General features: G+C 63.7%; 22 protein-coding genes and 1 tRNA gene. 9 read left to right on the top strand and 14 right to left on the bottom strand.

The window, feature by feature from the left end:
• Positions 1–51: 51 nt before the first annotated feature.
• The gene (locus tag O7B34_RS24450) at positions 52–1152 is read left to right on the top strand and encodes an OmpA family protein (RefSeq protein WP_337148463.1); all 1101 of its coding nucleotides are present in this window, start codon (positions 52–54) and stop codon (positions 1150–1152) included.
• Between the two features lie 139 nt (positions 1153–1291).
• Here O7B34_RS24450 and O7B34_RS24455 read toward each other — a convergent pair whose 3' ends face one another.
• On the bottom strand, positions 1292–1768 hold the full coding sequence (locus tag O7B34_RS24455) for an NUDIX hydrolase (RefSeq protein WP_027143018.1): 477 nt from the start codon (positions 1766–1768) through the stop codon (positions 1292–1294).
• Positions 1769–1895: 127 nt separating this feature from the next.
• A complete protein-coding gene (locus O7B34_RS24460) occupies positions 1896–2204 on the bottom strand; it encodes a hypothetical protein (protein ID WP_337148541.1) in 309 nt (102 codons plus the stop codon).
• 212 nt (positions 2205–2416) lie between these two features.
• On the opposite strand from O7B34_RS24460, the gene O7B34_RS24465 reads away from it, so the two are divergent.
• Both O7B34_RS24465 and O7B34_RS24470 read left to right on the top strand, forming a co-directional pair.
• Positions 2417–2647, top strand: coding sequence for a hypothetical protein (locus O7B34_RS24465; protein WP_337148465.1), 231 nt, complete (start codon positions 2417–2419; stop codon positions 2645–2647).
• The gene (locus tag O7B34_RS24470) at positions 2644–3300 is read left to right on the top strand and encodes an invasion associated locus B family protein (protein ID WP_337148466.1); all 657 of its coding nucleotides are present in this window, start codon (positions 2644–2646) and stop codon (positions 3298–3300) included. Before O7B34_RS24465 ends, O7B34_RS24470 begins: the two co-directional genes overlap by 4 nt.
• A gap of 52 nt (positions 3301–3352) precedes the next feature.
• Here O7B34_RS24470 and coaBC read toward each other — a convergent pair whose 3' ends face one another.
• From coaBC to ubiE, 3 genes are all read right to left on the bottom strand, one after another.
• The gene (gene coaBC, locus O7B34_RS24475; RefSeq protein ID WP_337148467.1) at positions 3353–4825 is read right to left on the bottom strand and encodes a bifunctional phosphopantothenoylcysteine decarboxylase/phosphopantothenate--cysteine ligase CoaBC; all 1473 of its coding nucleotides are present in this window, start codon (positions 4823–4825) and stop codon (positions 3353–3355) included.
• A 90-nt stretch (positions 4826–4915) separates the two neighbouring features.
• Positions 4916–6490, bottom strand: a complete 1575-nt coding sequence (ubiB, locus tag O7B34_RS24480; RefSeq protein ID WP_337148469.1) for a 2-polyprenylphenol 6-hydroxylase — start codon at positions 6488–6490, stop codon at positions 4916–4918.
• Positions 6491–6560: 70 nt separating this feature from the next.
• On the bottom strand, positions 6561–7337 hold the full coding sequence (gene ubiE / locus O7B34_RS24485; RefSeq protein ID WP_337148470.1) for a bifunctional demethylmenaquinone methyltransferase/2-methoxy-6-polyprenyl-1,4-benzoquinol methylase UbiE: 777 nt from the start codon (positions 7335–7337) through the stop codon (positions 6561–6563).
• A gap of 134 nt (positions 7338–7471) precedes the next feature.
• On the opposite strand from ubiE, the gene O7B34_RS24490 reads away from it, so the two are divergent.
• The 3 genes from O7B34_RS24490 to O7B34_RS24500 all read left to right on the top strand — a co-directional run bounded on the left by O7B34_RS24490 (position 7472) and on the right by O7B34_RS24500 (position 9904).
• On the top strand, positions 7472–8446 hold the full coding sequence (locus O7B34_RS24490; RefSeq protein ID WP_337148472.1) for an adenosine deaminase: 975 nt from the start codon (positions 7472–7474) through the stop codon (positions 8444–8446).
• Positions 8447–8595: 149 nt separating this feature from the next.
• Complete coding sequence (upp, locus tag O7B34_RS24495; protein WP_027143010.1) at positions 8596–9225, top strand: uracil phosphoribosyltransferase; 630 nt, start codon at positions 8596–8598, stop codon at positions 9223–9225.
• A 115-nt stretch (positions 9226–9340) separates the two neighbouring features.
• Entirely contained in the window at positions 9341–9904 is a 564-nt protein-coding gene (locus O7B34_RS24500) for a TIGR02281 family clan AA aspartic protease (RefSeq protein WP_337148473.1), read from the top strand.
• Positions 9905–9911: 7 nt separating this feature from the next.
• On the opposite strand, the gene deoA is transcribed toward O7B34_RS24500, so the two are convergent.
• The 6 genes from deoA to O7B34_RS24530 form a co-directional block, all read right to left on the bottom strand.
• Positions 9912–11231, bottom strand: a complete 1320-nt coding sequence (gene deoA / locus O7B34_RS24505; protein ID WP_337148474.1) for a thymidine phosphorylase — start codon at positions 11229–11231, stop codon at positions 9912–9914.
• Positions 11231–12040, bottom strand: a complete 810-nt coding sequence (locus tag O7B34_RS24510; RefSeq protein WP_337138782.1) for a purine-nucleoside phosphorylase — start codon at positions 12038–12040, stop codon at positions 11231–11233. The genes deoA and O7B34_RS24510 overlap by 1 nt, the downstream gene beginning before the upstream one ends.
• 48 nt (positions 12041–12088) lie before the next feature.
• A complete protein-coding gene (gene cdd, locus O7B34_RS24515; protein WP_337148475.1) occupies positions 12089–12481 on the bottom strand; it encodes a cytidine deaminase in 393 nt (130 codons plus the stop codon).
• 65 nt (positions 12482–12546) lie between these two features.
• The gene (locus O7B34_RS24520) at positions 12547–13518 is read right to left on the bottom strand and encodes an ABC transporter permease (RefSeq protein WP_337148476.1); all 972 of its coding nucleotides are present in this window, start codon (positions 13516–13518) and stop codon (positions 12547–12549) included.
• 1 nt (position 13519) lies between these two features.
• Positions 13520–14659, bottom strand: coding sequence for an ABC transporter permease (locus O7B34_RS24525; protein WP_337148477.1), 1140 nt, complete (start codon positions 14657–14659; stop codon positions 13520–13522).
• A complete protein-coding gene (locus O7B34_RS24530; protein ID WP_337148478.1) occupies positions 14656–16188 on the bottom strand; it encodes an ABC transporter ATP-binding protein in 1533 nt (510 codons plus the stop codon). Before O7B34_RS24530 ends, O7B34_RS24525 begins: the two co-directional genes overlap by 4 nt.
• Before the next feature lie 216 nt (positions 16189–16404).
• On the opposite strand from O7B34_RS24530, the gene O7B34_RS24535 reads away from it, so the two are divergent.
• Positions 16405–16611, top strand: a complete 207-nt coding sequence (locus tag O7B34_RS24535; protein ID WP_181165827.1) for a SlyX family protein — start codon at positions 16405–16407, stop codon at positions 16609–16611.
• Positions 16612–16633: 22 nt separating this feature from the next.
• A complete protein-coding gene (locus O7B34_RS24540; RefSeq protein WP_337148480.1) occupies positions 16634–17032 on the top strand; it encodes a hypothetical protein in 399 nt (132 codons plus the stop codon).
• Positions 17033–17094: 62 nt separating this feature from the next.
• Here the strand turns inward: O7B34_RS24540 and O7B34_RS24545 are convergent, their stop codons facing one another.
• The 3 genes from O7B34_RS24545 to O7B34_RS24555 all read right to left on the bottom strand — a co-directional run bounded on the left by O7B34_RS24545 (position 17095) and on the right by O7B34_RS24555 (position 19519).
• Positions 17095–18084, bottom strand: a complete 990-nt coding sequence (locus O7B34_RS24545) for a BMP family lipoprotein (RefSeq protein WP_140502920.1) — start codon at positions 18082–18084, stop codon at positions 17095–17097.
• A gap of 246 nt (positions 18085–18330) precedes the next feature.
• Positions 18331–18654: a hypothetical protein gene (locus O7B34_RS24550; protein ID WP_027142997.1), complete on the bottom strand. Its 324-nt coding sequence runs from the start codon at positions 18652–18654 to the stop codon at positions 18331–18333.
• A 133-nt stretch (positions 18655–18787) separates the two neighbouring features.
• Positions 18788–19519: a hypothetical protein gene (locus O7B34_RS24555; protein WP_337138776.1), complete on the bottom strand. Its 732-nt coding sequence runs from the start codon at positions 19517–19519 to the stop codon at positions 18788–18790.
• 374 nt (positions 19520–19893) lie between these two features.
• Between O7B34_RS24555 and O7B34_RS24560 the strand changes: the two genes are divergently transcribed.
• A tRNA-Ser gene (locus tag O7B34_RS24560) sits at positions 19894–19983 on the top strand.
• Positions 19984–20258: the final 275 nt, after the last annotated feature.

Below are 20258 nucleotides of genomic sequence, written 5' to 3' on the forward strand. Positions count from 1 at the left end.
CTGGACATACCCGCTCTGCTAGCATCGAGCCTCAAGCGAGGGGATAGATCGATGCATGCATTAAAGTCGACAATCATGAGGGTTTTCTGGGCGGGGCTTGTTCTCGCGCTGACAGTGCGGCTCGCGGCAGCCGACGCGACGGTGCCGACCGCCGATATCGCGGGCGCCGCCGATAATCAACTGGCCAAGCGCTACGAAGGCTCTTTCATCGTGTCCTACGCAAAGCTTGCCTTTACCGACTTCAGCGTACCGCTGTCGCCCCTGAAGCCAAGTGCAGATCCCAACGCGCGTGACGCCATGAACAATCGCGTTTTCGCGCCGGACAAGAAGGCCGAGGTGGAGGGTGCCCTGACCCGTATCGCCTATGTGCTGCCGGCCGAGCGCTCGCCGCTCGAGGTGCTGCGCAATTATCAGGATGTGATCAAGGCAGCAGGAGGCGAAGTCCTGTTCGAGTGCAAGAAGGAGGAATGTGGCGGCGCTGCCGACCGCTCGTCGAGCGGCGGCGGCGGCGACATGAGCCTGACGATGTATTCCTTCCATGAAAGCGATCTCAAGGACGCGGCATTCTCCAATGGCGCTTGCGCGTTGGCTACCGGCATCAACGACCAGCGCTATTTCTCGGCCAAGGTGCCGCAGGACGGCGGCGACGCCTATGTCACCGTGCAGACCTATTCGTTGACCGACAATCTCTACTGCAAGGAACTCAACGGTCGCACCGTCGCCGTAGTGCAGGTGCTGGAACCCAAGGCGCGCGACAAGAAAATGGTAGTCGTCGAAGCGGCCAAGATGGCGGACTCGCTCTCCGCCACCGGCAGCATTTCCCTCTACGGCATCTTCTTCGACACCGACAAGGCTGACATCAAGCCGGAGTCCGAGCCGACGCTGAAGGAGATTTCGACGCTTTTGACCAATGAGCCCGGGATGACCGTGATCGTCGTCGGCCATACCGACAATCAGGGCGCCTTCGATTACAATCTCGACCTGTCGTCCCGGCGGGCGCAGGCGGTCAAGGCGGCGCTCGTGGCGAAATACGGGATCAATGGGTCGCGGCTTACGGCGGCCGGAGCCGGCATGATGGCGCCCGTCGCCAGCAATGACGAGGAGACCGGCCGCGCCAAGAACCGTCGGGTGGTCTTGGTCAAGTTGAACTAAGCGCTTTCGAGCGCTTCAAACTCCTTGTTGCGGCGCAATCCGGACGGGAACCCACACTTTTCCGCGCGAATGGCTGTGGGCCTATAGCGGCCTGCCGGCACGGCCGCTTCCTGAAGATGAGAGCACGGACAATTGAGGCTTATGCCTGCTCGAGCGGCGCGGGCTTGGGCAGCGCCAAGGTGTTCACCAGCGTCGAGAGATCGGGTTCGTCGATGAGCATCGCGGCCTCGGCCGGCGCCAGCCAGGCCCGCTGCCGCCGTTTGGCCTCCTGCCAGTCGGCAAGCTCTTCCGTCACTTCCAGCAGAAAGACGATGACGTCGACGCGGACAAAGCGGTTGGCCAAGCGTTTCCAGTAGGAATAGGTGCCCACCGGCTGCTTCAGCGTTTTGCCAAGCACCCCGGCTTCCTCCAGCGCCTCGATGGTGGCTGCCTTGCGCCCGCTCTTGCCTTTCATCGGCCACCCCTTGGGCACGATGAAGCGCCTCGTCGTTCTCGATGTGACCAGCATCACCTCGATACCGCCGCGCGGGTTCAGCCGAAAGGGAATGGCCGCCACCTGGCGGATCCTTTCGCCTTTCTTGGCCTGGCGCACGGCCTTTTTCTTGGTGGCTGCCATCTTGATAATCCAGTCGCTGCAATGCCCCTTAGCGTGATGCGACGCCTTTGCAAAATCCAAACTGCCGCAGGGGCACCTAAAATGCCCTACCATGTAAGTCGGCTAAATAAAAGAAGATGCCCGTCGATCAGCGGCAGGTGCTGACGGCGGTATTTCCGATTATCTGCGTCTGGCAGCTCGGCCTGACCTGCGGAACGACAGGCGGCGGCTGCTGGACGATGACGCGATCCTGGGCACGATACTGCTGTTGCTGCTGCTGAAATTGCTGCCGCTGAACCCGGCTCTGCAAGGCCTGCAGGTCATTCTGCTGGATGAGCACATTGTTTCCGGCCGCAGGATCGAGCACCTGCGCGGAAGCAGGCGATGCAAAGCCGACGAAAGCCGCCCCGGCCAGTACCGCCAGTACGAAACTCATAGCTGTACGACGCATGTACATCCGCTCATTCCTGCAAAAAAACCTCATCGCACCAGATATATAGGGTGTTTGTCCTGCGATGCCATGGCGGGAATGCGACGTGGACCTCAACAACCAGATCACCGATGCCCCGGCGCTGATCAGGTGCGGGCGACCTCGACGGCGAAGCTCCGCTGAACTTCCTGTCGATCGACAAGCTGTTCACCGAATATCTGGTGGCCAAGGGTTCGGCGATGGCCGATTCCGGCATCGAGGCGAAGACCTTGCATCCGGCAGTGGACCTCAACGTCCAGTTCAAGGTGGATAACGGCACCGATCTCGTTCTCTGCGCCGACGATCCGACCTTCCTCGAACTGGCGCAGGATCCGGGTTCCGGCACTCACCGATCCGCGCGTGTTCCAGATGGCGCAGTGGCCGCTTTGCGGCTGCGGCGAATCTGCCCGGCAACCCGGCATTGCACTTGACGGAAGCGATCGATTCGCCGCTCTATCGGGTCGGCGCCGGCCTCGAGCTGGCGGAGCCGGGAGAGGTCTTGATGAGGAAATACGCGTATTTCGCAGCAGTGCTGGGTGCTGCCTGTATCGCCGGCCTGCCGGCCATGTCGGCGCAAACCAAGGGCGACAAGCTGGCGGCAACGCCGCCCGCCGCAGCTGACGCGCCGCAGCTGCCCGGTGGTGCATCGGCCTTGTCCGAAACTCACGGCGACTGGACGGTCAATTGCCAGATATCGGGCACGAACAAGGTCTGCAGCCTGTCGCATCAGCAGTTCAACAAGCAAAGCAACCAGCGGCTGCTGGCGATCGAGCTGTCGAGCAAGACCGGCGAGGATGCGACCGGAACCCTTGCCCTGCCGTTCGGCTTGGCGCTTGCCAAGGGTGTTGCGCTGACCATAGACGACCAGAAGCTCGATGGCAGCTTGCCGTTCAACACCTGCCAGGTGGTCGGCTGCCTTGTGCCGGTGGCGTTCGATGCCAATGTCACGCCGCTGCTGAAGAACGGCACGACGCTCAAGATCGACGCGTTCGCGGCCGATACCGGGCAAGTCGTAAGCTTTTCAATTCCGCTCAATGGCTTCGGCGGGGCGCTTGCCCGCACGGCTGAGCTTTTGGCCAACTGACGGCTTAGCGCACAGCACGCGACAGGATGTTGGCGGCTTCCGCCAACACTTGTCAGACGACGATCGTTTTCAACCGCTCGGCGATGAGCGCGGCGAGCCGCGCCGCCACCTCGTCCTTGGTCATTTCGGGCCATTCCTCGACGCCGGTCCTAGACACGATCCGGACCCGGTTGCGATCGCCGCCCATCACGCCTGAAGGACCGATGCCGCTGGTCTGCGACACATCGTTGGCGACGATGAGATCGGCACCTTTCTTGCTGAGCTTGGCCTCGGCGTTGCGCAGGAGATCCTGCGTCTCGGCGGCAAAGCCGACGACCAGCCCGGGTCGCTGCCCGTGGTGACCGACACCAGCCAGGATGTCGGGGTTCTCGACCATGCGCAGCACCGGCGGGCCTTCGCCCGCGAACTTCTTGATCTTCTCACCGGCCGAATTCTCGGTGCGCCAGTCGGCAACGGCGGCGACGAATACCGCAGCGTCGGCGGGCAGAAGCTGTTCCACCGCGTCGCGCATTTCCTGCGCTCGCTCGACATGGATGGTTTTCACGCCCGCTGGATCGGCAATGCCTACGGGACCCGAGACAAGTCGGACATCGGCGCCAAGCCTTGCCAATGCCGCGGCGATGGCGTGGCCCTGCTTGCCGGACGACCGGTTGGCGATATAGCGCACGGGATCGATCGGCTCGTGCGTCGGGCCTGACGTGACGATGATCCTGCGCCCCGCCAGCGGCTTGGGGCCGGCATCGAGCAGCGCCTCGACCGCGGCGACGATCTCCAGCGGTTCGGCCATGCGGCCTTCGCCGGCCTCGTTGCTCTCGGCCATCTCACCCTTGGCGGGGCCGACGAAGGTGATGCCGTCCTTGCCTAAGGTCGCGCGGTTGCGGCGGGTGGCGGGATGCGACCACATCTTCGGGTTCATGGCCGGGGCCATCAGCACCGGCTTGTCGGTGGCGATGAGCACGGTCGAGGCCAGATCGTTGGCATGGCCATTGGCGACCTTGGCCATCAGGTCGGCGGTTGCGGGCGCCACCACCAGGAGGTCTGCCTCGCGCGATAGCCTGATGTGGCCGACATCGTGTTCATCGTTGCGGTCGAACATGTCGGTGAAGACATGGTCGGCGGAGAGCGCCCCGACCGACAGCGTCGTCACGAATTCCTGCGCCGCCGACGTCATGACCACCCGCACCGCCGCACCACGCTCGCGCAGCCGGCGGATCAGATCGAGCGCCTTGTAGGCGGCGATGCCGCCGCCGATGATGAGCAGGATGCGCTTGTTGGAAAGTGTGCCTCGCGGCAAGCTCTTGACTGCCAAGGCCGACGCCACGGTCAGGGCGCCTTGCGAATTGGCCAGTTCAAGGAGGGCTTTCTCGATCTGATCGAGACGGCCAACCGGGCCGATCTGGCCGTCGACAGCGGCCCGGATCATCACCCGCGCCTGTTCTTCCATGGAGCGATCGTTTTCCGCCGCCAGCTGGCGCAGCAGTTCCTTGACCTCATCATCAAGGTTGCGGATCGTGATGCTGGCCATATGATTGCACTCTACTCATCTTGCCTGATAGCGATGATAGCAATGCAATCAAATTGCCGCAAGCCGCAGGCCTCGGAGCGACGGCGGGGCCTAAAGAAGCTTCCAGGCGATATAGACCAGCGTCAGCGCGATCACCCACAGCGCCACACGGCCAGAACGGCTGTAGCGTGCCTCGGCCTTGCCGATGGCGCGGGCGGTCGCCTCATCGAAGCGCAGGCCGTGCTCGGCCATCAGGTCGATCTCTCGCGACAGCCGTTCCGTACGGGCCGCGAGTTCCGGCGCCTGGCGGATCAGCGCCAGCATCGCCTTGCCGCCGTCGCGTGCGTCGGTCAGCAAGCCGCGCGGCCCGAGGTTACCGGCTATCCAGCCACTGACTACTGGCTCGGCGGTCCTCCACATGTTGAAAGCCGGATCGAGCGTGCGCGCCACGCCCTCGACCACCACCATCGTTTTCTGCAGCAGGATCAATTCAGGTCGTGTCGCCATGTCGAAGAGTTCGGTCACCTCGAACAGCAGCGTCAAAAGCTTGGCCATGGAAATGGTTTCGGCCGGCTGGCCGTGGATCGGCTCGCCGATCGCACGGATCGCCTGCGCGAAGGAGGAGACGTTGTGCTGGCGCGGCACATAGCCGGCCTCGAAATGCACCTCGGCGACGCGCAGATAGTCGCGTGTGATGAAGCCGTAGAGGATCTCGGCGAGGAAGCGGCGCTCCTTCTTGCCGAGGCGTCCGGCAATGCCGAGATCGACGGCGACGATGGTGCCGTTTGCCTCGACGAACAGATTGCCCGGATGCATGTCGGCGTGGAAGAAGCCGTCGCGCAGCGTATGGCGCAGGAAGGATTGGATGAGATTGGCGGCGATCGCCTTCAGGTCATGGCCGGCGCTTTGCAGGCTGGCGATATCGTTCATCTTGACGCCGTCGACCCATTCCATGGTCAGCACGTCGCGACCGGTGCGTTCCCAGTCCACCGAAGGGACGCGAAAGCCAGGGTCTTCCCTGGTGCTTTGGCCAAGTTCCGAGAGCGCGGCCGCCTCGAGGCGCAGGTCCATCTCGATCCTGGTGGTCTGCGCCAGCGTCTCGGTTACTTCGACCGGCCTCAGCCGGCGCGACGATGGTATGTATTTTTCCTGCAAGCGGGCGGCGAGGAAATAGCTTTCGAGGTCCTGGAAGAAGCGGCGGCGCACGCCTGGCCGGATGACCTTGACCGCCACCTTCCTGGCGACGCCACCATCGACGGTTTCAGCGGCATGGACCTGAGCGATGGAGGCGGCGGCGACCGGATCGCCGAATTGCTTGTAGAGATCGCCGAGCTTGCGCCCGAGCGAGGCTTCGATCGCCGCGACCGCCTCGGCCGTCGGGAAGGTGTGCATCTTGTCCTGCAGCATGGCGAGATCGAGCGCCATGTCGTTGCCGACGACATCGGGCCGCGTCGCCAGGAACTGGCCAAGCTTGACATAGGAAGGCCCGAGCCGGACCACTGCCTTGGCCAGCCGATCGCTACGCTCATAGGCAAGCGCGCGGCGGCGGGTGAACAGCCGCGCCAGCCGCCAGCCGAATTTCGGCAGGCCGGACAGTTCCTCGCCGGGCAAGGCAGCGACGACGCCCTCGCGCACCAGCACCCAACCGGCCCGTACGAGCCGGAACCCCGCGCTGACGGTGCTCATGGCCGCGTCCGCCCCACCGGTTCATCGAACTGGCGCAAGGCACGTCGCGTGTTGGAGATGGGCGACGGCGTCAAAGCTTCCAGCCCGAATGCAGGGCCGCTATGCCGCCTGAATAGTTGCGGAAGGAGACGCGATCAAAGCCGGCGCGGGAAATCATCGCCGCGAAGTTTTGCTGATTGGGGAATTTCGCGATCGATTCGACCAGATAGGAATAGGGCTCGCCGTCGCCGGTGACCAATTTGCCGATCCTGGGAATGGCATTGAACGACCAGGCTTCGTAGACCTTGTCGAGCAACGGCATCTCGACCTCGGAAAACTCCAGGCACAGGAAGCGGCCGCCGGGCTTCAGCACGCGGAACGCCTCGTCCAGGGCCCCGTCGATATGCGGGACGTTGCGAATGCCGAACGCGATGGTGTAGGCGTCGAAGCTGGCGTCAGGGAAGGGCAGTTCCTCGGCGTTGGCCTCGACGAAATCGGTGTTGCCGGACAGGCCCTTCTTTTCGGCCCTGTCACGGCCGACAGCGAGCATCGAGCCGTTGATGTCGAGCACGGTGGCATGGGCGTGGCCATGGCTGGCATCGACGATGCGGAAGGCGATGTCGCCGGTGCCGCCGGCAACATCGAGTACACGCCAGCCCGAGCGCTTGGGCGGATTGAGCCAGGCGACCATGGCATCCTTCCACAGCCGGTGCAGGCCGCCTGACATCAGGTCGTTCATCAGGTCGTAGCGATTGGCGACCTTGCGGAAAACATCGTTGACCAGGGACTGCTTCTCGCCTTCCCCTACACGCTTGAAACCATAGGAGGTTTCCATGCCGCCGGCGGCCGTGGTTCTCTCAACTGACATTTTTTTGATCCGTCATAAAACCGGCGGGACCATAGCCGATCGATGATGCGGGCGCTATTGTTTAAGGCGCGGTGTTCAGCCGCGCTTCCAGGTGGTGGGTTTTCAAGACCTGGACTGACCGACGGGATGTTTGAATGCCTTTGAAAGCGGAACTGCACTGCCACATCGAAGGGGCAGCGGCGCCAGATCTCGTCATCCGCCAGGCGCAGAAATACGGCAAGGATACCTCGCCCTATATCCAGAACGGGTCCTTCGTCTGGCAGGATTTCACCTCCTTTCTCGCGGCCTATGATTTTTCCGCCGACCTGTTCCGGACCGAGGAGGATTACGCGCGGCTGGCCGACCATTATCTGACCAGCCTGGCCCGCGACGGGGCAATCTACTCCGAGGTGTTCACCTCGCCGGACCACGCGACGAAAGCCGGGCTGTCGCCCAAGGCCTACACCGATGCGCTCGGCGAAGGCATGCTGCGCGCCAAGGCCAAGACCGGCATAGAGGGCCGCATGATCGTCACCGGCGTGCGCCATGTCGGCGTCGAATCGATCGAGCGGGCGGCACGCTTCGCGGCGCGCTGCGGCCATCCGCTGGTCACCGGTTTCGGCGTCGCCGGCGACGAGCGCACGGGCGACATGGAAGACTATGTCAGGGCTTTCGAGATCGCGCGGGAGGCCGGGCTCGGCATCACCGTCCATGCCGGCGAACTGACGGGCTGGGAGACTGTCCAGGCGGCACTCGACCATATCCGCCCGTCGCGCATCGGCCATGGCGTGCGCGCCATCGAAAATCCCGACCTTGTCCGGCGCATCGCTGACGAGGGCGTCGTGCTGGAGTGCTGCCCCGGTTCCAACATCGCGCTCAAGGTCTTCGACAGTTTCGCCGACCATCCGTTTCCGGCCCTGCAGGCGGCGGGCTGCAAGGTGACGCTCAACTCCGACGACCCACCCTATTTCTGGACCTCGCTGAAGCGCGAATACGACATTGCGGCGGAGCATTTCGCGATGAATGAGAAAGCGCTCGCCGCGGTCACCAGGACGGCCATCGAGGCGGCTTTCGTCGACCGCAAGATCAAAGCGGCGCTTCTTGCCCGGCTGAACAGTGCCGCTCGCTGATTTCTTCCGACAAAGCTGTGGTCGATGCGGGCCAAGCGGTTCCTTGGCCGGTCCAATACCGCTAGGGTTCGCCCAAGCAGCTTGACGCGCGACACGTCCGAAAGGACCCATGCGCGCGGTTTCGGGCGACACCGCATCAGGAGAACATCATGAAGGGCGTCACCGTCGTCGACCATCCGCTTGTCCAGCACAAGCTGACCATCATGCGCAAGAAGGAGACCTCGACGGCCGGCTTCCGGCGGCTGTTGCGTGAGATTTCGCTGCTGCTCGGCTATGAGGTCACCCGTAATCTCGAACTGACGACGACAACGATCGAAACGCCCATGGAGACGATGGAGGCCCCGACGCTGGAGGGCAAGAAGCTGGTCTTCGCCTCGGTGCTGCGCGCCGGCAACGGCTTGCTCGAAGGCCTGCTCGACCTGGTGCCGGCGGCCCGCGTCGCCCATGTCGGCCTCTACCGCGATCACGAGACGCTGGAGGCTGTCGAGTATTTCTTCAAGGCGCCGAGCGACCTCGGCGACCGGCTGGTCATCGTCGTCGACCCGATGCTGGCGACAGCCAATTCGGCGATCGCGGCGATCGACAAGTTGAAGGAGCGCGGCGCCACCAATATCCGCTTCCTGTGCCTGCTGGCGGCGCCCGAAGGCATCGAGCGCTTTACCAAGGCGCACCCGGATGTTCCAGTCTTCACCGCGTCCATCGATCGCCAGCTCAACGAGAAGGGCTACATCATGCCTGGCCTCGGCGACGCCGGCGACCGCATGTACGGGACGAAGTAATACCAAGTGCTTGGTATGATTTACCAATCGTTTACGAAAAGACGCGGTTTTCGGGCCGGTTAAAGCGGCAAACACCATCCAGCGCTAATGAATCAGCTTTCACAAAGGCCGATCCATGCTGCGCAAGCTTCTCATTCTCAGCGTCTTCGCCGGTGCGTCGGCATCGATCCCGGTTGTCTACCAGTCAAATCCGCGAATATTCGAAGATCTGCTGAAATCGGCGGTGACGGCCAAGCCCGGGACCGAGACGCAACCCGAGGTCAGTCTGGCGTCCGTTCCCGGCAAACCGGTGGCGCCGCTGCCGACCGGCCGCAAGGTCGTGGTTGCGGCTGACGGGCGCGGACACTTCTCGTCCACCTTCAAGCTCAACGGCCGTCAGGTTGACGGCATGATCGACACCGGCGCGACGCTGGTGGCGGTCAATACGTCGACGGCGCGCAGGATCGGGCTGTCGCTCAATCCTTCCGATTTCAGTCATGAGGTCAGCACCGCCAACGGCGTTATCAAGGCAGCCGTGGTGATGATCGACCGCCTGCAGATCGGCAGCATCAGCGTCGACGGTGTGCAGGCGATCGTGCTCGACGACAAGGCACTGCGCACCAATCTGATCGGCATGAGTTTTCTCAGCCGGCTCGGCAAATACCAGGCCGAGAACGGCACATTGCTGCTGGTTCAGTAGGGTCCACTCAGCCGCGCGGCAGAATCCGCCGGATGACCGACTTGTCGGCGACCGGCTTCGAAGCACCGATCGCATAGGCTGAAAGCACGGCCGCGGCGGCCGCTTCGGCATCGGACGGCGAGCGGGCGTGGATCAGCGCCAGCGCATCTCCGGCGTTTACTTCCGCGCCTATGGGCAGCAGCCTGGTGATGCCGACCGCGGGGTCGACCTTGTCGTCGGGCCGTGTGCGCCCGCCGCCCAGCCCGACCACCGCGAGGCCGATGTCGCGGGTGGCAATGCCGGTAACGAAACCGTCCGTCGTCGCCTTGACCGCGAATTCCGTTGCCGCCCCGGGCAGGTACTTTTCCGACTTCTCGATGAAATCCGCGGGGCCGCCAAGCACGGTCACCATGCGCGCGAAGGTGACGGCGGCGCGGCCGCTGGCGAGCGTCTCGGTGGCGCGGCGCATCCCGTCCTGGTTGGACGATACCAACCCCGCCGACTGCAGCATTTCAGCGGCAAGCGCCAGCGTCACGTCCTCCAGCCGCCGGTCGCGCAAGCGGCCGGTCAGGAAATCGACGGCGTTGCGCACCTCGACGGCATTGCCGGCGGCCGAGGCCAGCGGCTCGTTCATGCCGGTGATCAGCGCCGAGACCTTCAGCCCGGCGCCGCTGGCGACCTCGACCAGACTGTTGGCGAGCGCGGTCGCATCGCGGGATTTCTCCATGAAGGCGCCATTGCCGACCTTGACGTCGAGCACCAGCGATTGCAGGCCTGCCGCGAGCTTCTTCGACAGGATCGATGCGGTGATCAACGGCACCGATTCCACGGTTCCGGTGACGTCGCGGATGGCGTAGAGCCGGCGATCGGCAGGTGCCAGATCGGCGGTTTGGCCGATGATGGCGCAGCCTGTTTCCAGCACCGCCTTGCGGAACAGCGCGATGTCGGGCTGGCTGATGTAGCCGGGAATGGCATCCATCTTGTCCAGCGTGCCGCCGGTATGGCCGAGACCTCGGCCCGAGATCATCGGCACATAGGCACCGCAGGCGGCGACGATCGGCGCCAGCATCAGCGAGACATTGTCGCCGACACCGCCCGTCGAATGTTTGTCGGCGACGGGGCCCGGCAAATCCGACCAGTCGAGCACGTCGCCGGAATCACGCATGGCAAGCGTCATCGCCACGGCCTCGTCGCGGTTCATACCGTTGAAGAATACCGCCATGGCGAAGGCCGCGACCTGGCCATCGGTTACGGTGCCCGACGTCACGCCGTCGATGAAGGCGGCGATTTCGTGAGGCGCCAGCCTATGGCCGTCGCGCTTTTGACGGATGATTTCCTGCGGAAGCATCAGCTCTCCAGCAGCCCGTCACGGAACACGCGCTGCAGCACCGTTGCGAGCCGCGAACCGCCAACCGGCGCCATGTCCTTGGTTTCCTGGTGCGAAAGCTCGGCGCCGGTCATGCCGGCGGCCAGGTTGGTGATGACCGAGCAGGCGGCGACGCGCAGGCCGAGAAAGCGGGCGAGAATGACTTCCGGCACGGTCGACATGCCGACGGCATTGGCGCCCATGATGCGCGCCATGCGGATTTCGGCCGGCGTCTCGAAGCAGGGGCCCGAGAACCACATATAGACGCCCTTGTGCAGCGCTGTGCCGGTCGCCTTCGCCGCGCGTTCGATCGCGTCGCGGATGCCGGCATCATAAGCTTCGGTGAGGCCGACGAACCGGCGGTCGCTCGGCTCGCCGATCAGCGGATTGGTGCCGGAGAAATTGATGTGGTCGGTGAGCAGCATCACCGAGCCCGGTGGCATATCGGGATCGACCGAGCCGGCTGCGTTGGTGAGGATCAGTTTCGTGATGCCGATGCCGGCAAGCACTTCCAGCACCGGCCGCATCGCCGCCGCAACGCCATGCTCGTAGTAGTGGGCGCGGCCGGACAGCATCAGCACCGGAACGCCGGCAAACAGCCCGGCCACCACTTCGCCGGCATGGCCGCTGACACCGCTCCGGGGAAAGCCGGGCAGGTCGGCATAGGAGACGCGGATGGGATTCTCGATCCGGTCGACCAGGCCGCCCAGGCCCGAACCCAGCACCAGCGCGGTCGACGGCGCCAGGCCGTCGAGCCTTTCGATAAGATGGTCCAGCGCCTTTTCCGTCATCTCGGCCTACGTTTCATTTGAGCCAGCTTTTCATTTTGAGCCAGCTTTTCATTTGAGAATATCGCCGCGAAAACCATAGGGCAGCATGTCGCCCATCGTGACTGTTTCTGCGACGCCCGTAGCATCGCACAGATAGAGCTTCGTTTCCGGACGGCAGAATTCGGCCAGCCGCTGGCGGCAGCCGCCACAAGGCGAGCATTTGGCCATGCGTTCGGCGAGGACGGCGATTTCCACGATCTTGCCACCGCCGCCCATGATGTAGTGGCCAAGCGCGGTGGTCTCGGCGCACCAGCCCTCGGGATAAGAGGCGACCTCGATGTTGGCGCCGGTGAAGATGCGTCCGTCCTCGGTGCGCAAAGCGGCACCCACCGGGAATTTCGAGTAGGGCGCATAGGCCTTGGCCATGGCGGCCTTGGCCGCTTCGAACAGATCATGCGACATTCAGTTGTTTTCTCCGATGATCGTGTCCAAAACCCGGTGCTTCGTCTGCGCCGAACTGTCGACCGCTAGCGTTCCTTGACGTAGGGCACGCCGCCGGCGCGCGGCGGTATGGCCTTGCCGATGAAGCCGGCGAGCAGGATGACGGTCAGCACATAAGGCAGGGCCTGCATGAACTGCACCGACACCTTGCCGACAATGGGTAGCGGTGTCCCCTGCAGGCGGATCGACGCCGCGTCGAGGAAACCGAACAGCAAGCAGGCGAACATGGCGTTGACCGGCTTCCATTTGGCGAAGATCAGCGCGGCCAGCGCGATGTAGCCCTTGCCGGCGGTCATGTCTTTCACGAAGCCACCATTCTGCACCATCGACAGATAGGCGCCGGCGACGCCGGTGAGGATACCGGTGCAGATCAGCGCGCGGTAGCGCAGCCAGGCGACCGAGATGCCGGCGGTGTCGACCGCGGCCGGATTTTCGCCGACCGCGCGCAGCCGGAGACCGAAGCGCGTGCGAAACAGCATCCACCAGGTGAACGGCACCATCGCAAAGGCGAAATAGACAAGGATCGAGTGGCCGGAGATCAGTTCGGCATAGATCGGACCGATGACAGGCACGTCCCTGGCTGCGTCGACGCCAGGCCAGATGATCGCCTCGAACCGCTCGCCCGGTTGCAGCGCCGGCGTGCGGCCGCCCTGCTGGAACCAGGCCTGGCCGAGGATGATGGTCGATCCGGCGGCGACGAAGTTGATCGCCACGCCCGAAACGATCTGGTTGCCGCGATGGGTGATCGAGGCAAAGCCGTGCACCAGCGCGAAGGCGACAGAGATCAGGATCGCCATGCCGAGACCGATGAGCGCCGAATGGAACACGGAAGCCGCGGCAGCACCCGCGAAGGCGCCGACCAGCATCTTGCCTTCGAGGCCGATGTCGAAAATGCCGGCCCGCTCCGAATAGAGGCCGGCGAGGCAGGCAAGCAGCAGCGGCACCGACAGGCGGATGGTCGAGTCCAGCACCTGGATGATTGCGTTGAAGATATCCATTTCAGGCACCCTTCCCGGTGACCGCCTGCATGCCCACCGATTTCGGGCTGAACGAAGCGAACAGAGCCTGGATATAGGGCCTGAACATGTGCTCCAGCGCGCCGGCGAAGAGGATGACCAACCCTTGAATGATGACGATCATGTCGCGGCTGATCGCCGGCATCTCGAAGGCGAGTTCGGCACCGCCCTGGTAGAGCATGCCGAACAGGATCGCCGCCAGCACGATGCCGACCGGATGCAGGCGGCCCATCAGCGCCACGGCGATACCGACGAAACCGGCGCCCGAAACGAAGTCGATCGCGACATTGTGCTGGTCGCCCATCACCGGATTGAGCGCCATCATGCCGGCCAGCGCGCCCGAGATCATCATCGCTGTAATGATGATGCGGGTTTCCGAAATGCCGGCATAGCGGGCCGCCTTCGGGCTGTGGCCATAGGTGCGCATCTCGTAGCCGAGCCTGGTGCGCCAGATCAGCAGCCAGACCAGGAAGGCCATCACCAGCGCCAGCAGGAAGCAGATGTTGAGAGGCGCCGAGCGGATCTTGGCGCCGAACAGTTCGATGATCCAGTTGAGCTTCGGCAGTTCCGCGCCGGCGAGGAAGTTGCGCGTCTGTGGCGCCTGCGACCCCGCCGGCTTCAACGGACCGACCAGCAGGTAGACCATGATCGAGGCAGCGATGAAGTTGAACATGATCGTCGTGATGACGATGTGCGAGCCGCGCCTGGCCTGCAGGTAGGCGGGGATCAGCGCCCACGATGCGCCCACAAGCGCCGAAGCGACGATGGCCAGCGGAAATGTCAGCCACCAGGGCAGCGTGCTGTCGAAGGAAAGACAGACGATGGCGATGCCGAGGCCGGCGATGTAGGCCTGTCCCTCAGTGCCAATGTTGAACAGGCCGCAATGCGCCGCCACCGCCACGGAAAGCCCGGTGAATATGAAGGTCGTGGCATAGAACAGGGTGAAGGCGATGCCTGTTCCCTTGCCGAAGGCGCCTTCGATCAGGATGACGGCGGCGCGGAACGGGTTTTCGCCGACCAGCATGACGACGAAGCCGGCGACGATGAAGGCGACCGACAGGTTGATCAGCGGGATCAGCCCATAGTCGGCCCAGGCCGGCAATTTGGCGTAAGGCGTGCTCATTGCGCGGCCTCCTGATGTTCGACACCGGCCATCAGCAAGCCAAGCTCGCCTTCGGTTGCGTCGGGGCCGCGCTCGCCGACGATGCGGCCGGCAAACATCACCAGAATGCGGTCGGAAAGCGAACGGATCTCGTCGAGCTCGACCGAGACCACCAGCACCGCCTTGCCCTGGTCGCGCATGGCGATCAGGCGCTTGTGGATGAATTCGATGGCGCCGACATCGACGCCGCGCGTCGGCTGGCCGACGATCAGCACGCCCGGGTCCTGTTCGATTTCACGTGCGAGCACGATCTTCTGCTGGTTGCCGCCGGAGAAATTGGCGGTCTTCAGGCGCGGATTGCCGGGACGGATGTCGTATTTTTCGATCTTGTCCCTGGCATCGGCCATGATGGCATCGACGCTGAGGAACGGTCCTTTGAGGTAGCGGGGATCGTCATGGTAGCCGAGGATGGAATTCTCGTTCTCCTCGAAGGCCAGCACCAGCCCGACATGGTGGCGGTCTTCCGGCACGTGGGCGAGGCCGCGGTCGCGCAATTCGCCGGGATCGGCCTTGCCGGTGAGATCGATCGGCTTGCCCTCGAGCATCACGGAACCGGAAACGGCATGCCTGATGCCGGAAATCGCCTCGAGCAGTTCGGATTGGCCGTTGCCGGCGACGCCGGCGATGCCGACGATCTCGCCGGCGCGCAAATCGAACGAGACGTCGTCGACCATGGTGACGCCGCGGGAATCCCTGACCGTCAGGTTCTTGACCACGAGCTTGACGGCACCGGCTTCGGCCTCGCCCTTTTCGACCCTCAGCAGCACGCGCCGCCCGACCATCAGTTCCGCCAGTTCCTCGACAGTGGTTTTCCTGGTCTCCCTGGTCGCCACCATCGTGCCCTGACGCATCACCGACACGGTGTCGGTGATGGCCATGATCTCGCGCAGCTTGTGGGTGATCAGCACCACCGTCTTTCCCTGTTCCTTCAATTGCCTGAGGATGCGGAACAGGTGGTCGGCCTCGGCCGGCGTCAAAACGCCCGTCGGTTCGTCGAGGATCAGGATTTCGGCGCCGCGATAAAGCGCCTTCAGGATTTCGACACGCTGCTGCAGGCCGACCGGCAGTTCCTCGATGATCGCATCGGGATCGACTTCCAGCCCGTATTCGCGCTCCAGCCGGTCAAGCTCGGAGCGCGCCTTGGCGATGCTGCTCTTCAGAAGCGCATCGGTTTCGGCGCCGAGGATGATGTTCTCCAGCACCGAGAAATTGTCGACGAGCATGAAATGCTGGTGCACCATGCCGATGCCGAGCGCGATCGCGTCGTTGGGAGTCTTGATCGACGCCGGCTGGCCGCCGACACGAATCTCGCCGCTGTCGGCCTGGTAGAAACCATAGAGGATCGACATCAGCGTCGACTTGCCGGCGCCGTTCTCGCCGACGATGCCGTGGATGGTGCCGCGCGCGATCTCCAGATTGATGTCGCGGTTGGCGCGCACCGCGCCAAAACTCTTGTTGATGCCGATCAGTTCGATTGCGGCTTGCGCCATGCAGCCCGTCCCACTCTTATTTTTTATCGCTTGGTCAAGACGCCTAGCATGACGCTCCGCCCGTGCCAATTGTCCGGAGCAGCCTCCACTCTCGACAAATCCCCGCGCTCTTGTCAATTTCGAACGTGGCCGAAGCTCTCGCATTCGCTAATATGGCGAGGTCGATTTGACATTGCGGCGCAAGGTGTCGCGGTACAAAACTGAGGACTTTGCATGATCATGCCCACCGACCGGCTGACGACGCTGGAAATCCGCGCCGCCGAGCAGGAAAAGACCATCGAGGAACTGTCGGGCCAGATCGCCGAGCAGTGGAAGGTGATCGAACGCATGCAACGCAAGCTCGATGCGCTGACCGACCGCTTCCTGGCGCTCGAAGAGCAGGCGGCACCGGACGTGCCAGTGACCAAACCGCCACACTGGTGAGCAAAAGGGGAGGGTCCTGGCCATGGCCGGTGAAAGCGACCGCATCGCAAGGGCCGGCGACTATGTGCTCGGCTTGATGAACGATGTCGAGCGCGAGCGGGCCGAGCGCGATCTCGAGATCGATCCTGCCTTCCGCGACGCGGTGGTGCGGCTCGCCGAACGCATGCATGTTTTCGACCGCGCCGAAAAACCAGCAGGCGCCAATCATTGGGCGCTGGTTACGCAACGCCTCGCCGAATTGCCGCAAATGCGCAGCGTTGGCCTGGGCGGCAACGATGCCAGGTCACCGACAGTGATCCGAAGCCTGTCCCGGCCACCACACGGCGTTGGCGTGCACGCGCCTGGCGGCCGGCGTGGGTACGTCATTGCCATCGGGCTGATAGTGGTCTTCGCGCTCGGTTACTTGGCCGGCAAGCTATAGGCCGATGCAAAACCGCCGGGCAACGCCCGGCGGTTCCAGTCATTGCCGTATGGCGCCGCCGATCAATACGGGCAGGCGTTGTCGGCGGTGTAGTCGTGGACCTTGACCGTGCCGGCGATGATGTCGGCCTTGGCCTTTTCGACCGCTGCCTTCATCTCGGCCGTTACCAGCGCCTTGTTGTTGTCGTCCATGGCGTAGTCGACGCCACCTTCCTTGAGGCCGAGATTCTCGACGCCACCCTTGAAGGTGCCGTTCTTGCCGTCCATGAAGGCCGTGTAGACGGCAACGTCGACGCGCTTCAGCATCGAGGTCAGCACCTTGCCGGGCTGCAGGCCGTTCTGGTTGGAATCGACGCCAATGCCGAGCTTGCCGGCATCGGCCGCTGCCTGCAGCACGCCAACGCCGGTCCCGCCGGCGGCCGCGTATACAACGTCGGCGCCCTGGTCGATCTGCGTCTTGGCGATCTCGCCGCCCTTGGCCGGATCGTTCCACGCCGCCGGCGTGTCACCAGTCATGTTCTGGATGACGTCGGTCGCGCCGGCCGACTTGGCGCCGCCGACATAGCCGCATTCGAACTTGCGGATCAGCGGGATGTCCATGCCGCCGACGAAGGCAACCTTCTTCGACTTCGACGCCATAGCCGCCATGATGCCGACGAGATAGGAACCTTCATTCTCCTTGAACACCAGCGAGCGGACATTGGGCAGGTCGACGGCATCGTCGATGATGGCGAAGTTGAGGTCCGGGTATTCGGCCGCGACCTTCTTCAGAGCATCCTCCCAGGCAAAGCCGGCCATGACGATCGGGTTGTGGCCGTCCTCGGCGAAGCGGCGCAGCGCCTGCTCGCGTTGCGAGGCATTCGACACTTCGAACTCGACGTAAGGGGTGCCGGTCTCGGTCTTGAACTTCTCGGCGCCGTGATAGGCAGCCTCGTTGAAGGATTTGTCGAATTTGCCGCCCAGATCGTAAAGGATGGCCGGCTGGACATCCGCGGCGAAAGCCGGAAGAACCATTGCGGTTGCGGCCAGGAGGCCGAGAACGATACGTTTCATGTGATCCACACCCTGTCGGTTATTTTTTTCCGTTACGCACCGCCTGCCTGCCCGGTTCTCCGGCCGGCAAACGACGTCAGCCAGGAGTGTATTCCCCTCCCGCTCCCGGGCAATCTGGCACGGCCCGAAACAAAATTCACGCGGAATTTTGACCTTTTGGAAAAGCGCGCCACGGGCAAGCCGCGCCGCGATCCGATCCTTGCGCGCAAGCTGTCGGGAGGCGGCCGGAATGACGCAGGCGATGGGTCAGTTCGCCGCGAACCGTCCGGTGCGCCGCTGCCGCCGGTAGCCGATGGCGTAAAGCAGGAAGGCCAGCACCGCGAATACGGCAAAGCCCGGCTGGTTGAGCACCCAGGCGATGGCGCCATCCCACAGCAGCGGACTGGCCTTGGTGCGGACGAAACTTTCGAAGGCGGCCCGCGTGTCCGGCGAGACGGCCAGCCAGCTCGCGTTGAGCGGGGTCAGCACAAGGGCCGAAGCCGCCACCGTGCGCGTCGTGTCGAGCACCGCCATGATGACGGAAACCGACAGCGCGACCATGGCTGCAAGACGAAAGACGAAGCGAAACATCAAGGCTCTCCCCCGGTCCCTCCTGGACGCTAACCAGGAGACCTCCGGCACATGTCCCGAAACCAGAAATAGAATGCGTGCGGCTTGTCCGCAATCGCGATACGCGAATTTGAAGCCCCGCGCTTGCTGAACCCTATGCGGCCGGCTCGCGCCGGCGGCGGTGAACGAGCAAGACGGCAAGAATGCCCCCGGCAATGGCGCCGACCACCAGTCCGGCCAAGCCGATGAAGGCGGCAAAGTAGCCGCAGCCGCCCTCGAAGCAACTGACCTCGGCGACATCGGCGATCACCGAGCCAGCCAGGAAGCCGCCAACGGCGCCGATGACCGCGCCCAGGATGATGCCGAGCAAGGCAGCGACGATGGAAACGAAGACCGACGGCGCTTCGGCTTGCTGCCTGGCATAGACGCCTTCGGCGCCGGAGCCGCGGCGCAGCAGATAGATGCAGAGCAGGCCGATGGCGATTTCGGCGCCGCCTATGAGCAAGCTCCTGGCGGAGAAGACGAAATCGGGCACGGCAAGCACATAGGCCAGCCTCGCAAGCACCCAGATGATGGTCGCCACCTGCCAGATGATGAAGTGGCGCGGGAAGCGCGCCGAGCGGCCAAAGGCAAGGCCGAGCAGGTAGAGTCCCCACAGAATGGTGATGATGTCGACGGCAAGCCCGCCGAGGAGGAAATAGAAGATCCTGTCCGGCAGGCCGGAATTGCCGGTCAGCCACCAAGCCGAGGCCAGGCCGTAGACCGACCAAGCCATGACGAAGATGAGCCAGCCCACCGGCACGTAGGACAGCCCGCTGTCCGGGTGCCCTGTCGGCGCCTGTCCACTGTCCGGCGTTCCGCCCGGTTTTTCACTGCTTGAAGACATCTCCGGACGATGCCCCCCGCAAAGCCTCCGCTTCACTCGACAGGTGGGCCGCGGCGAAGTCAAGCGCGGCCGGTCCTACGGCCATGGCTGTGCACATCATTCGGGCGGCGGCGGCTTGAAAAACGGGTGCGACGCAGCTTGGCGAAGCTGTGTGTGGCCGGCAAAGCGAATAGACCGCCGTTATGGCTTGGCATTCGGCGCGGGATCGACTAGATGAGCCCCGCGCCTGTTGCTTTGACGGCTCAGGTGCGAAGGGAAGGTGTTTGCTGGTTGGCGGCACCCACGGCGCTGATTTCGCGTACCGGCCTCCCTGAAGGGACTGCATTGTCCCCAACCCGCGCGGCGAAACCGGCCAACGCGAAAAATGCAAGGACGGAGAGGTGGCCGAGTGGTTGAAGGCGCACGCCTGGAAAGTGTGTTTACGGGAGACCGTAACGCGGGTTCGAATCCCGCTCTCTCCGCCATAACCTTTTGATTTTCCTGGGTAATTTGAAAATTTTTCAAACCTTGCCCGCCAAGAAGCCCTGTCATCGGAAATGCCATTGGATGCGACTGCGTGCAACAGCATCCTACAGCGCGTCACTGCGTTAGGCCGCAATTCCCGCCTGGCGTTGGCTTGGGATGGTCCTTTGCCGCTTTCACAATACGCCGCCTGATAATCGATGCCACCTCCAAACCGTGGCTCGCTGGTAGTCGTCGAAGGCGACCTCTATCGCCGGTGGTCCGCCGCCTACCCCGA

This window comes from Mesorhizobium sp. Cs1299R1N3, assembly GCF_037179625.1.
GTDB lineage: Bacteria > Pseudomonadota > Alphaproteobacteria > Rhizobiales > Rhizobiaceae > Mesorhizobium > Mesorhizobium salmacidum.

Bases quoted from the DNA above. Each gene is read 5' to 3' on its own strand.
- O7B34_RS24450 (WP_337148463.1), top strand. From the start codon at position 52: ATGCATGCATTAAAGTCGACAATCATGAGGGTTTTCTGGGCGGGGCTT.
- O7B34_RS24455 (WP_027143018.1), bottom strand. From the start codon at position 1,768: ATGGCAGCCACCAAGAAAAAGGCCGTGCGCCAGGCCAAGAAAGGCGAA.
- O7B34_RS24460 (WP_337148541.1), bottom strand. From the start codon at position 2,204: ATGTACATGCGTCGTACAGCTATGAGTTTCGTACTGGCGGTACTGGCC.
- O7B34_RS24465 (WP_337148465.1), top strand. From the start codon at position 2,417: ATGGCCGATTCCGGCATCGAGGCGAAGACCTTGCATCCGGCAGTGGAC.
- coaBC (WP_337148467.1), bottom strand. From the start codon at position 4,825: ATGGCCAGCATCACGATCCGCAACCTTGATGATGAGGTCAAGGAACTG.
- ubiB (WP_337148469.1), bottom strand. From the start codon at position 6,490: ATGAGCACCGTCAGCGCGGGGTTCCGGCTCGTACGGGCCGGTTGGGTG.
- ubiE (WP_337148470.1), bottom strand. From the start codon at position 7,337: ATGTCAGTTGAGAGAACCACGGCCGCCGGCGGCATGGAAACCTCCTAT.
- O7B34_RS24490 (WP_337148472.1), top strand. From the start codon at position 7,472: ATGCCTTTGAAAGCGGAACTGCACTGCCACATCGAAGGGGCAGCGGCG.
- upp (WP_027143010.1), top strand. From the start codon at position 8,596: ATGAAGGGCGTCACCGTCGTCGACCATCCGCTTGTCCAGCACAAGCTG.
- O7B34_RS24500 (WP_337148473.1), top strand. From the start codon at position 9,341: ATGCTGCGCAAGCTTCTCATTCTCAGCGTCTTCGCCGGTGCGTCGGCA.
- deoA (WP_337148474.1), bottom strand. From the start codon at position 11,231: ATGCTTCCGCAGGAAATCATCCGTCAAAAGCGCGACGGCCATAGGCTG.
- O7B34_RS24510 (WP_337138782.1), bottom strand. From the start codon at position 12,040: ATGACGGAAAAGGCGCTGGACCATCTTATCGAAAGGCTCGACGGCCTG.
- cdd (WP_337148475.1), bottom strand. From the start codon at position 12,481: ATGTCGCATGATCTGTTCGAAGCGGCCAAGGCCGCCATGGCCAAGGCC.
- O7B34_RS24520 (WP_337148476.1), bottom strand. From the start codon at position 13,518: ATGGATATCTTCAACGCAATCATCCAGGTGCTGGACTCGACCATCCGC.
- O7B34_RS24525 (WP_337148477.1), bottom strand. From the start codon at position 14,659: ATGAGCACGCCTTACGCCAAATTGCCGGCCTGGGCCGACTATGGGCTG.
- O7B34_RS24530 (WP_337148478.1), bottom strand. From the start codon at position 16,188: ATGGCGCAAGCCGCAATCGAACTGATCGGCATCAACAAGAGTTTTGGC.
- O7B34_RS24540 (WP_337148480.1), top strand. From the start codon at position 16,634: ATGGCCGGTGAAAGCGACCGCATCGCAAGGGCCGGCGACTATGTGCTC.
- O7B34_RS24545 (WP_140502920.1), bottom strand. From the start codon at position 18,084: ATGAAACGTATCGTTCTCGGCCTCCTGGCCGCAACCGCAATGGTTCTT.
- O7B34_RS24550 (WP_027142997.1), bottom strand. From the start codon at position 18,654: ATGTTTCGCTTCGTCTTTCGTCTTGCAGCCATGGTCGCGCTGTCGGTT.
- O7B34_RS24555 (WP_337138776.1), bottom strand. From the start codon at position 19,519: ATGTCTTCAAGCAGTGAAAAACCGGGCGGAACGCCGGACAGTGGACAG.